The 10935-nt window shown below is 65.8% G+C and carries 10 protein-coding genes; 8 read left to right on the forward strand and 2 right to left on the reverse strand.

The features are described 5' to 3' along the window. The first annotated feature begins 8 nt into the window (after window positions 1-8). From IP83_RS13225 to IP83_RS13235, 3 genes are all read left to right on the forward strand, one after another. Window positions 9-932 carry a M23 family metallopeptidase gene (locus IP83_RS13225; RefSeq protein ID WP_082364691.1) on the forward strand — a complete coding sequence of 308 codons (924 nt, stop codon included), beginning with the start codon at window positions 9-11 and terminating at the stop codon, window positions 930-932. 368 nt (window positions 933-1300) lie between these two features. Continuing rightward, window positions 1301-4264 (forward strand): TonB-dependent receptor domain-containing protein, encoded by a 2964-nt coding sequence (locus IP83_RS13230; protein WP_054122684.1) that lies wholly within the window; start codon window positions 1301-1303, stop codon window positions 4262-4264. 111 nt (window positions 4265-4375) lie between these two features. Beyond that, window positions 4376-5947: a sulfotransferase gene (locus IP83_RS13235; RefSeq protein WP_197274361.1), complete on the forward strand. Its 1572-nt coding sequence runs from the start codon at window positions 4376-4378 to the stop codon at window positions 5945-5947. Here IP83_RS13235 and IP83_RS13240 read toward each other — a convergent pair. Further along, window positions 5935-6978: a hypothetical protein gene (locus tag IP83_RS13240; protein WP_054122686.1), complete on the reverse strand. Its 1044-nt coding sequence runs from the start codon at window positions 6976-6978 to the stop codon at window positions 5935-5937. The two genes, IP83_RS13235 and IP83_RS13240, sit on opposite strands and share 13 nt — an antisense overlap. Window positions 6979-7057: 79 nt before the next feature. Between IP83_RS13240 and IP83_RS13245 the strand changes: the two genes are divergently transcribed. After that, window positions 7058-8233: an aspartyl/asparaginyl beta-hydroxylase domain-containing protein gene (locus IP83_RS13245; protein WP_054122687.1), complete on the forward strand. Its 1176-nt coding sequence runs from the start codon at window positions 7058-7060 to the stop codon at window positions 8231-8233. 70 nt (window positions 8234-8303) lie between these two features. Beyond that, window positions 8304-8621: a hypothetical protein gene (locus tag IP83_RS13250; RefSeq protein WP_054122688.1), complete on the forward strand. Its 318-nt coding sequence runs from the start codon at window positions 8304-8306 to the stop codon at window positions 8619-8621. Between the two features lie 12 nt (window positions 8622-8633). Here IP83_RS13250 and IP83_RS13255 read toward each other — a convergent pair whose 3' ends face one another. After that, window positions 8634-9161 (reverse strand): hypothetical protein, encoded by a 528-nt coding sequence (locus tag IP83_RS13255; RefSeq protein ID WP_082364685.1) that lies wholly within the window; start codon window positions 9159-9161, stop codon window positions 8634-8636. A gap of 284 nt (window positions 9162-9445) precedes the next feature. Here IP83_RS13255 and IP83_RS20290 point away from each other — a divergent pair, with 284 nt between their 5' ends. Genes IP83_RS20290 through IP83_RS13265 form a run of 3 tightly spaced genes read left to right on the forward strand, consistent with a single transcriptional unit; the run spans window position 9446 to window position 10802 of the window. Then, the gene (locus IP83_RS20290; RefSeq protein WP_156309714.1) at window positions 9446-9583 is read left to right on the forward strand and encodes a hypothetical protein; all 138 of its coding nucleotides are present in this window, start codon (window positions 9446-9448) and stop codon (window positions 9581-9583) included. Window positions 9584-9594: 11 nt separating this feature from the next. Next, the gene (msrA, locus tag IP83_RS13260) at window positions 9595-10269 is read left to right on the forward strand and encodes a peptide-methionine (S)-S-oxide reductase MsrA (protein ID WP_054122690.1); all 675 of its coding nucleotides are present in this window, start codon (window positions 9595-9597) and stop codon (window positions 10267-10269) included. A gap of 53 nt (window positions 10270-10322) precedes the next feature. Next, the gene (locus tag IP83_RS13265; protein WP_054122712.1) at window positions 10323-10802 is read left to right on the forward strand and encodes a Fur family transcriptional regulator; all 480 of its coding nucleotides are present in this window, start codon (window positions 10323-10325) and stop codon (window positions 10800-10802) included. The last annotated feature ends 133 nt before the right edge of the window (window positions 10803-10935 follow it).

A 10935-nucleotide genomic window follows, 5' to 3' on the forward strand; every position in this document is an offset into this window, starting at 1 on the left:
GGGGCGGCATGTCGCCGCTTGGCGCTGCCTTGCGCGGTGCGTTTTGTGCCATTGCCGTCCTTGCATGCTGCGGCGCAAGTCAGGGACCGGCGCTGCCACCCTCGCCAGCACCGGTTGCTGCGCAAACGCTGAAGGCTGCGGCCCCGCCCGAGCAGGTCACGACCGCCATCGGAGGGCTCCAGTATCGCGGCAAGTTGACCCAAGGCGGCTGGCTTCGCGGCACAGCGCCGACAGGCACGCGGAGCGTCACGCTAGGTGGAACCGCCCTTCCGCTGGCATCCGACGGCACATTCTTTGCGGCATTCGATCGCGACGCACCGGCCAGTCTCGCCCTCACCGTCGTGGCCGCTGAAGGATTTTCACTCTCCACCGAGTTGGCGATCGCGCCGCGCGGGTGGCGGATCGAATCGGTGAACGTTGCCCGACGTCCCGGCGCCATGCCCGACGCGGAGTTCAAGGCGCGCCGCGCGGCGGAGCTTGCCCGGATCGGCGCTGCGCGCGCAAAGGACAGTGGTGCGACCGGCTGGCGGCAGACGATGGCCTGGCCGGCTGGGGGGCGCATCTCCGGCGAATTCGGCGCGCAGCGGATCTACCGCGGCGAACCCGGCGCCTATCATGCGGGTATCGACATCGCGGCCGGGCAAGGCGCCGCGATCCTCGCACCCGCCGACGGCACAGTGACTCTCGCCGCGAGCGACGCGCCGTTCACGCTTGAGGGCCACCTGCTGATCCTCGACCACGGAATGGGGCTATTCTCGGCGTTTCTCCATTGCTCCGATCTGGTGGTGCACGAGGGCGACACCGTCAGGCAAGGACAGCTGATTGGACACGTCGGCATGTCAGGACGAGCAACCGGGCCGCACTTGCACTGGGCGCTCACCTGGAAGGGTCGCCGTCTCGATCCGCGTCTGTTTGTCGAGCCATCCCGCTGAAACTGCAGTCTCACGCACATTTCTTTCCGGCATGCGCGGACCACGCATAAAAAGTTTCACTTACACCGATCCGGATATAATTTATAGCCGAGAACAGCTCTGGCATGCGGTATCATACGCGTTGCCGAGTGCTTACAGTGTGTTGCAGTCACGCCACAGAGCGGCGACGTTTTGCAGATTGGTTGCAGATGAGCCTTCCATGAACAGGGCGAAATCTCCCAGTAAGCCTCACCGTTCCTCAAAGATCGAACGCCATCTGTCGGGCCCGGCGCAGACCGGGGGAGAGGCGTAATCGGTCGGGGAACTTCTTCCGGTGGCCTTGGGGACCCTGTCCGGGGTTGGGGCCACCCATCGAAGGGACTGGACACGTGAAGACCAACAACAACGCCGCCTTGAAGGCGGGTGCCGCGCCGTTTGCGCTCGCGCTCGCGCTCGCTACCGCGCCTGCCTTCGCGCAGACCGCCGCTCCGCAGGCCGATGCCGCGACGGAGACCGTCGAGCCCACCGCGATCGTCGTGACCGGCAGCCTTATCCGCAACCCCAACCTCGTTCAGGCCACCCCGGTCAACGTGACCACGGCCGACCAGATTGCTCTCAAGCAGTCGAACACCGCAGAAGAAGTCCTGCGCCAGGTGCCGGGTATCGTCCCGAACATCGGTTCGGCGGTCAACAACGGCAACGGCGGCTCGTCGTACGTCGACCTCCGCGGCCTCGGCTCGAACCGCAACATCGTGCTGCTCGATGGCCAGCGCATTGTCCCGGCGGACCTTCAGGGCCGCGTCGACCTCAACAACATCCCGCTCGCGCTGATCAGCCGCGTCGACGCCCTCACCGGCGCGGCCGTGACCACCTACGGTGCGGACGCCATCACCGGCGTCGTCAACTTCGTCACCAAGAAGGACTTCGCGGGCGTTGATCTCGCCGTGTCGAACCAGATCACCCAGCAGGGCGACGGCAACTACTTCCGTGCCGACGTGACGACTGGCGTCAACTTCGACGACGGCCGCGGCAATGCCGTGCTGAGCCTCGGCTACCAGAACTCGAACCCGGTCTATCAGGGCGCGCGCGACTTCTCGAACATCCAGCTCGACAGCTTCTCGGGCACCGCAGGCGGTTCGGGCACCACGGCTCCGGCGCGCTTCTCGATCAACGGCGCCAACCGCCAGATCAACCCGACGACCGGTCTGCTGCAGCGCGGGTTCAACCCCTTCAACTTCAACCCGTACAACATCTTCCAGACGCCGTTCCAGCGCTTCAACATCTTCGCTCAGGCGAACTATCAGCTCTCGGACGCGGTTGAAGTCTACACCCGCGGCCTGTTCTCGAAGAACACCGTCAGGACGATCATCGCGCCTTCGGGCCTCTTCGCCGAACGCCTGACGATCCCCTACAGCAACCCCTACCTGCCTGCGGGCGCTGCCGGTCAGTTCTGCGAAGCCAACGGCCTGACCGATGCGCAGTGCGTCGCTGCTCGCGCCGCGACCGACCCGACGGATCCGAACTACCGCACGTTCAATACCGTCGTGCGTCGCCGCTTTGTCGAAACCGGCACCCGCAACTCGCAGTTCACAACCAACATCTTCGATTATTCGCTCGGCTTCCGCGGCGCGCTGACGAAGACGGTGAACTGGGACGTTCGCGGCAGCTACGGTGAGAGCGACCGCCTGCAGACCATCACCGGCTACGTGCTCAAGTCGCGCGTCCAGGACGCTGTGCTTGCGACCAACCCGAACACCTGCATCAGCCAGAACGACGGTTGCGTTCCGATCAACCTCTTCGGCCCCGCCGGCTCGATCACGCCGCAGCAGGCTGCCTACACGCTCTCGCCCTCGACCACCGCGAACAATACCTCGCTGCTGCAGGTTCGCGGCCTGCTTTCGGGTGACTTCGGCTGGACCGTTCCTTCGGCCAGCGAGCCGATCGGCTTCGCGCTTGGTGCCGAGTACCGCAAGTATCGCGCGGTGCAGGTTTCCGATACCCTGTCGAAGACCCCCGGCGAGCTTGGCGGTGCGGGCGGTGCAGCCCCTGACATCGACGGCCGCTACAGCGTGTGGGAAGGCTACGGCGAACTCGTGGTTCCGCTGCTCTCCGACAAGCCGTTCTTCAAGAGCCTGACCGCTGAAGGCGGTGCGCGCTACTCGAGCTACAAGGTGCCGGGTGCTGCCCAGCAGAACAAGACGTGGACTTACAAGTTCGGTGGCAGCTGGGAACCGGCTGAACAGCTCAAGTTCCGGGCGAACTACTCGCGCGCCGTCCGTGCGCCCAACATTGCGGAACTGTTCACCCCCAACACGACCGGCCTGACCAACCTCGCGAGGGATCCTTGCGCCGGTGCGGCTCCGGTCAACAACGCCGATCTTCGTGCAGTCTGCCTTGCGCAGGGCGCACCGGCGAACTCGATCGGTCAGATCCTCGATCCGACCGCTGCGCAGGCCAACATCACCACGGGTGGCAACATCAACCTCAAGCCGGAGAAGGCCCGCACCTTCACCGTCGGTGCGGTGATCCAGAGCCTGCCGTTCGCGCCCGGTCTGTCGCTCTCGGTTGACTACTACAACATCAAGGTCACCGATCAGATCGGTACGCCGCTTCCGGGCGACCTGATCAACGCCTGCTTCGGCAACATCACCTCGGCCAGCGCCACCAGCACGGCTTGCACCATCATTCGCCGCGACCCGGCGACCGGTGGTCTCGACGGCAGCCCGGCGACGACCAAGGGTCTGTTCGGCGGCCTCACCAACCAGGGCAAGCTGTTCACCGATGGTATCGACATCATCCTGAACTACAGCCACCCGATCGGTTCGGTGAAGTGGACCTTGAATGCGGTCGGCAACGTCACCTTCCATTCGAAGTTCAAGGCAACCCCGGATGGCATCGATCGTGAGTGCGTCGGCTACTACTCGGTGAACTGCTCGTTCACCGGCTCGATCCAACCGCGTCACATCTGGTCGGTCCAGAACACGTTCAGCTTCAAGGGCGGCATCGACCTGTCGTTCCTGTGGCGCCACCAGTCCAGCGCCAAGCAGGAACCGCTTGACGTCGGCGATTCGGGTCCAGCCTTCAATGGCACGATCCCTGACGGCAGCGGTGCGCTCAGCGGTCAGAAGGTCAATTTCGGCAAGATCGCCGCGTTCGACTACCTCGACGCTACGGTCCGCTTCAACGTCGAGCAGTTCACGTTCACCCTCACGGTCCAGAACCTGTTCGACACGAAGCCGCCGATCGTCGGCAACACGATCGGTTCGACCTCGTACAACAGCGGCAACACCTACCCGTCGTCGTACGACGCGCTGGGTCGCCGCTTCGCGGTCGGCGCTCGCGTCAAGTTCTGATCCTTTCCGGACCAGACGCCAAACAGGGGGCGGGCAGCAATGCCCGCCCCTTTTTTTTGTGCCGGCCCTGCAGGAGTTGACCTTGCGCCGGGTGCGGTCGATGGCAGCACGATGTCGCTGGATCTGGAAACCGCCGCACGCGCTGCCGCGGCTGCGCTGAACGCCGGTCGCGGAACCGCAGCGGACTGCAACACGCTGGGGTGGTACCGCGCGCTGTCGGGTGATGCGGCCGGAGCTGCCGCGCTGTTCGAGCGAGCCCTCCGGATGAACCCGCGCGAGGTCGAGGCGATGCTGGGTCTGGCCGGTTTGCACCGTTCCGCCGGGCGCCTGCGTGATGCGGCGCTCCAATGCGACGCGGCCCTTGCCGTGGCTCCGGACCACGCCGAAGTCTGGCTGGAGCGCGCCTATGTCATGGCGGCGGGCGGCGTGATGGACGAGGCGAAGCGCTGTTACCGAGCGGTCCTCGCCTGCTCGTCGCCGCCCGCCATGACCCGCGCGGCGGCAGACGCGGGATTGGCCGCCATTGCCGCCCGCGATGGCGAGGCCGAGGCCGGACGACATCATGCGCGCGCGGCTCTGGCCGGCGATCCGGGCAATACGGCAGCACTTGCCGCGCTCGCGACCATAGAACTCGAAGCGGGTGAGCCGCAGACTGCGCGCGATCTTGTCGAGCCCGCGCTGGCGCGCATGGAAGCGCCTTCACCCGAACGGATGGAACTGCTCCACGCGCTCGGCGATGCCTGCAATCGCCTGCGCGATCCGGCGGCAGCCCATGCCGCCTATGCCCGTGCCAAGCAGGATTTCGCCGCGATCCACGCCGCGACATTTGCCGGCCGCCCGCCGCACCGGGCGTTCATCGCCGGCATCGCCGACGCTTTGGCGGCGACCGACGTTTCCGCCTGGCCGGGCATCGCGCCGCCCGCTTCGCCGCCGCATATCTTCGTGCTCGGCTATCCGCGCAGCGGCAATACGCTGCTCGAGAACGTTCTGGCCTCGCTCCCCGGCACCGCCGCGATCGAAGAGATGCCCACATTGCGCGAGGCGGACCTCGCCTTCCTCACAGAGCCTGCTGGTCTCGCGCGGTTTGCGCAGCTCGACGACGCCGCGCTTGCGACCTACCGATCTGCCTACTGGCAGCGCGCGGGCCAGGCGCTGGGCCGCGATCCCGCAGGCCTTGCGCTGGTCGACATGGATCCGCTCAAATCCATCCGCCTGCCGCTGATCGCGCGGCTCTTCCCGGCGGCCCGGATCCTGCTTGTCCGCCGCGATCCGCGCGATGTGGTGTGGAGCTGCTTCCGGACCAGCTTCGCGCTCAGCAACGCGGCGATGGACTTCACGACGCTCGAAGGGGCCGCGCTTCACTATGATGCCTTGATGCGGCTTACCGAACTGGCGCTGGCCAAGCTGCCGATGGCGGTGCTCGAAGTGCCCTATCACCGCATGGTGCAGGACTTCGACGCCATGACCCGCGAGGTCTGCGCCTTTGCCGGGCTTGCATGGAGCGAGGATCTCCGCCGCTTCGATCGCACCGCGCGCGAGCGCGGCGTCTCGACCGCCAGCGCGCGGCAGGTGCGGCGCGGTCTGTTCGATGGCACGCGGCAGTGGGAACCCTATGCTGCGTATCTCGAGCCGGTCATGCCGATCCTCGCGCCGTGGATCGAGAAGCTGGGTTACGCGTCCTGAAGCAGCGGGTTGGGGGCATCCATCGCAACACCCGCCTGTTCCGCCACCTTTGCCGCCCAGCCAAGCACCAGATCGATCTCGTCCGCATGTGCGCGGCGGGCCAGGGCATATTCATCGCGCCGCTGATCAGGCGTGAACGCCGCGCCTGATTTGGAATGCCGGGTAAACGCAGGCCCCGCGGCAATCCGTTCGACCACATCAGGCGCCATCATCAGACCATAATGCGCCGCCGCCGCCGCAATCACCCGCGCCGGTTCGCCGGTCAGCTGCTCCGATGTCACGCTCCGCAGCCGCGCCGGCCCGACCTTTCCGGCAAGACCCGCGAACAGGCGGTGCTGCGCGAGCCATCCTGTCGCGGCCACCTGCAAGTCGCTCTGGCGAAAAGCGTCTTCCGGGGTGATGCCCAGCGGCGCCACGATGCCGGCCCTGAGGTAGCCCTCCAGCAGTTCGCGCACCCACAGGCGGCAGGGGAGCCCCTTGCGCACCACCGACACGAGAAAAGTCTCCAACGGGGCGTGGAGGAACAGCGCGCGCGCATCCGGAGCGAGTGCCAGCAGCAACTCGGCAAAGGGATTGAGCAAGTTGGAGGGTTTGACCACCACGCCCTCCCCTGCCGCAAAGGGCCGCGCCAGCAGCCGCAGAGCAAGGTCCGCGCTGCGGGCCACGGCAGCGGGCGCCGCGCCACGATTGCGCATGCCGACCACGTCGTTGAGGATAACCGGTTCGGAAAGGCCCATCGCCACACCGGGCTCCGCGAGAGCGCGCGCGAGCAGGGTCGAGCCACAGAACGCGGAGTGGAACAGCAGGCCGAGCCGGGGCTTGGCAGCAAACCGCGCGAGAAGCTGCGTGGCCGGGACATCGACCTGCGGCGGCATCGCGCCGAACTGCGCCACAAAGCCGTCATCGACCAGAAAAGCCATGGCCGCATGCGCATCGCGCGGGACATGGGCAAAGCGCACCGCGTCCGTGCCTTCGACCAGACGGTGCGCCAGCCATTCGGCATCGGCGGGATTGAACGGAGCGGAAGCCATGATCCAAGCCTTAAGGCGCCATGTTCCCGGCTGCAACGCCGCTTGCCTGCTGGGCGCGGGGCTGTAGACACTTGCCGCAATGACCGCGCAACACATCGATCGGGCCCGAGCCCAGGCAGCCAATGCCCGCGCCATGGCCGCATTGCGCGCCGGGGATGCACCTGCCGCCATCTTCGCCGCGCGCGAGGCGGCGGAGGCGGATCCGGGGGCGCTCTCGCTGTGGATCAATCTCGCGCTGGCCTGCCGATTGGGCAGCGATTCAGCGGGTGAACGCACGGCGCTGGAACGCGCGCTCGATCTCGACCGGCTCGATTTCACCGCCCAGCTGCGCATGGCCCAGCTGCTCCAGCGCGAAGGCGAGGAGACCAAGGCGCTGATCGCGTGGGACGGCGTGCACCAGCTGGCGCAGCAGTTCCCCGGCCTCCCGGATCAGGTCCGTGCCGAACTGGCGGCGGGCGAGGCATTCTGCACGCGGCTGCGCTCGCGCCTTTCGGAAGCGACCACTGCAGCGCTGTCGCTTGGTGCAGAGGCGCGTGACGAAACCGAACGTCGCCGGATCGATGCTTTTGCCGCAGCAGCGCTAGGCCAGCGCCGCATCTACGTCAATGAGTGCGCGGGGCTGCACTACCCCTTCCTGCCAGCGGACGAGTTCTTCGACCGGCGCCATTTTCCGTGGTTCGCAGCGCTGGAAGCCGAAGCGGGCGCAATCCGTGCCGAGCTTGATGCCTTGCTGGCGGAGCCGGGTGAAGCCATCCGGCCCTATGTGCGGATGGAGCCCGGCAGCCCGGAGAACAAGTGGTCCGCGCTCGATGGTTCGCCGGACTGGTCTGCCTGCTTCCTATGGGAATATGGCGTGCCGAATGCCGCGGTGATGAAGCGCTGCCCGCATACCGCACGCGTGCTGGAAAGCCTGCCGCTGGCCCGGATTCCCGGGCGCGCGCCCAATGCCTTCTTCTCGATTCTGCGGCCGCGCAGCCGTATTCCCGCGCATACCGGTGTCACCAACACCCGCGCCATCGTCCACCTCGCCCTCGATGTGCCGCCGGGCTGCGGCTTCCGCGTAGGCGGTGAAATGCGGGAATGGGTGGAGGGCAAGGCCTTTGCGTTCGACGACACAATCGAGCACGAAGCGTGGAACGACAGCGACGCCCGCCGTGCGGTCCTGATCGTCGATGCGTGGAATCCCCATCTTTCAGAACGCGAGTGCGCCGCCATTACCGCATACTTTGCGGCGAATGATGCAGCGCTGGGTTAGCTGGTTGCCTTGCCTGCCGTCGGCGCGCAGGCTACGCTTGCGTGTCGATGAATCCAGAGGACCACACCGCATGTCTGCCTCTTTCCTGATTTTTCTTGCTGCTGCCGCCGCAGGGAACACAGCGGTTTCCGCCTCGGCACTCCCTGTGCTTGAAAAGGATCCGACCGCGATGTCGCAATCGGAAATCCGCGCTTTCAACAAGGGCCGCTCGGTGAACGATCCGGACTTCATCAAGTGCCGCAAGTCCGAGGAAACCGGCTCGCTCGTGCACAGGACCTTTACCTGCCACACGATCTCGCAGTGGGCCGCAATGGAGCGCCAGGGCAACCAGAACGCGCGGGATACCTTCGAAGCGATGACCAGCAAGGCGACCACCACTTCGAATTGATCGACCGGGGCGCTATTGCGACAGGCGCACGACGCGCACATAGGCGCCCTTGTCGATCGATGCGAGGTAGCTGCCGAGCGTACCGCGCTTGATGCGGATGGCAACGCCGGGCCGGGCGAAGGTGGCACCGCCATCGGTCTGCTTCCAGCGTGCGCCATCGGCCAGCGTGAAGATACCGAGTCCGTCCGCGGTCGAGTGCACCGCCGTGATGGTGCTCTCGATTTCCTTGACCTCGTCCCCGTCCGTCTCGGTGCCCCCGAACAGCTTGAGCTTGGGCAGGCTGAACCCGAACAGGCCCTTCTTGGTCTCACGGATCGTGGCCCGATCGGCGACGACGATGTCTTCCTTGTCACGGGCCGAGGCAAGCGCCGCCACGCTCCTGTCGTAGCAGGCCAGACGTTCGCTGTCGGACGTCAGCGCACGGCAATTGACCACGGCTTCGAACACCGGCGGCAGCTCCTTGGGCAGAGGCGATTTGTCCTTGGCGAGGAGCGGCGCGGCAGCGAGGGCCGCCGCCGCAAGGGCAATGCTGCTGGGCAACGGACGACGCATGGAATGTTCTCTCCGCACATGAAATTGGCTTGCCGTCTTCTTTGCGCGCACTGCAGGGCAGGTCAATCGAACGCTCTGCTTCAAGCGACCCGGTCCTTCATTTAGCGGCGAAGCGCTCTTGTAATCGGCGGGCCCGTAACCATCTGGCCGAAACAAGCGAACGGCACCGCATCGACTGTATGCTCCGGTTCATCTCCGGGCCAGTCATGAGGCGGTAGAGCCGACGCCAAGGCGGCGTGGCGCACCGCGCAGCTAGATTGGAAGAATTTGTGATGACGCTTTTTGGCAAGGATTTGGTTCGTTCGCTGGTGCTGGGCTTCGCGCTCGGTTCGGCGGCGATGGCGTTCACGTTCGGCGTGCCGCCCGCTCAGGCTTCGACCCCTGCCGCGACCGCACAGGTGCAGCGTTGAGCCGCTCGCGGATGGAACTGCGCCTGCTGGCTGGTGCGATTGTCGCCACGCTGGCGGCGGCCTGTCTGCAGCCGGCGCAGGCTGAGGCGGGGGTATCAGCCCCGGCATCGACGGTACAGGCCAGGGAAGCCAAGGGCCTGAAGACGGCGGTTTTCGCGGGCGGTTGCTTCTGGGGCATGGAAGCGGTGTTCAGCCACGTGAAGGGCGTGAGCAGCGTGGTCTCCGGTTTCGAAGGCGGCAGCAGGGACGACGCGCATTACGAAATCGTCAGCAGCGGCACGACCGGCCATGCCGAGGCGGTGCGAATCACCTATGATCCGGCTGTCGTGCGCTATGATCAGCTGCTGCAGGTGTTCTTCTCGGTGGCGAGCGATCCGACCCAGCTCAATCGCCAGTATCCCGATACCGGCACCCAGTACCGCAACGCGATCGTGCCGCAGAACCCGGAGCAGGCGCGGGTGACCACCGCCTATCTCGCGCAGCTGAAGAAGCTCAACCTGTGGAAACGCCCGATCGTGACGGCGGTCGAGCCCAATCGCGGCTTCTACGCGGCAGAGGGCTATCATCAGGACTTCGCGCTGAAGAACCCTGATCACGGCTATATCCGCATGTGGGACGCACCCAAGGTCACGGCGCTGAAGCGTGGATTTCCGGGGCTGTGGAAGCCTGACTTTACGCGGGGATGACCGATCCCGCGCCGGATTTGCGCTTCTGGGCAAGGCGGTTTATTTCTCCGGTCATGGCGGGCCATCATAACCATCACGATTTTGCCGGAGCCTTGCTGGTCGATGCAGCGCGCGATGCGCTGCAGACGGCTGGCGAGCAGTGGACCGAGATGCGCAGCGACGTGTTCGAGGCGCTGGCGGCGCATGAGAAACCGGCATCGGCCTACGACATCGCGGAAAGCGTCGGTGCCCGGCGGGGCAAGCGCGTTGCGGCGAACAGCGTCTACCGCATCCTCGACCTGTTTGTGCGGACCAACCTCGCACGGCGGGTTGAGAGCGCCAATGCCTATGTCGCCAACAGCCATCCCGGCTGCCACCATGACTGCATTTTCCTGATCTGCGATGCCTGCGGTGAGGCGACGCACATCGATGACGATACCTTGACCGGTGCGCTGCGCGATGCGGCACACCGCGCGGGCTTTGCCGCAGTCCGTCCGGTCGTCGAGATCCGCGGGCGATGCGGTGCCTGCGGAACCGAGGCGGACCCGGCCTGAGTGCTGTCCAACGCGCATTTCGGCGCAACTCACGTTCGACAGAGCCGATTCAAGGGTGTAAGACACCTTAATGTCTAATCCGCATACGCCGCTTCTTGATCAGGTTGATACGCCTGACGATCTTCGCAAGCTT

The sequence above is a fragment of the Novosphingobium sp. AAP93 genome (assembly GCF_001296055.1).
Lineage (GTDB): Bacteria > Pseudomonadota > Alphaproteobacteria > Sphingomonadales > Sphingomonadaceae > Novosphingobium.

What these genes read in the sequence shown, in the direction of transcription:
- IP83_RS13225 (WP_082364691.1), top strand. Translation starts at nt 9, where the DNA reads ATGTCGCCGCTTGGCGCTGCCTTGCGCGGTGCGTTTTGTGCCATTGCC.
- IP83_RS13235 (WP_197274361.1), top strand. Translation starts at nt 4,376, where the DNA reads ATGTCGCTGGATCTGGAAACCGCCGCACGCGCTGCCGCGGCTGCGCTG.
- IP83_RS13240 (WP_054122686.1), bottom strand. Translation starts at nt 6,978, where the DNA reads ATGGCTTCCGCTCCGTTCAATCCCGCCGATGCCGAATGGCTGGCGCAC.
- IP83_RS13245 (WP_054122687.1), top strand. Translation starts at nt 7,058, where the DNA reads ATGACCGCGCAACACATCGATCGGGCCCGAGCCCAGGCAGCCAATGCC.
- IP83_RS13250 (WP_054122688.1), top strand. Translation starts at nt 8,304, where the DNA reads ATGTCTGCCTCTTTCCTGATTTTTCTTGCTGCTGCCGCCGCAGGGAAC.
- IP83_RS20290 (WP_156309714.1), top strand. Translation starts at nt 9,446, where the DNA reads ATGACGCTTTTTGGCAAGGATTTGGTTCGTTCGCTGGTGCTGGGCTTC.
- msrA (WP_054122690.1), top strand. Translation starts at nt 9,595, where the DNA reads ATGGAACTGCGCCTGCTGGCTGGTGCGATTGTCGCCACGCTGGCGGCG.
- IP83_RS13265 (WP_054122712.1), top strand. Translation starts at nt 10,323, where the DNA reads ATGGCGGGCCATCATAACCATCACGATTTTGCCGGAGCCTTGCTGGTC.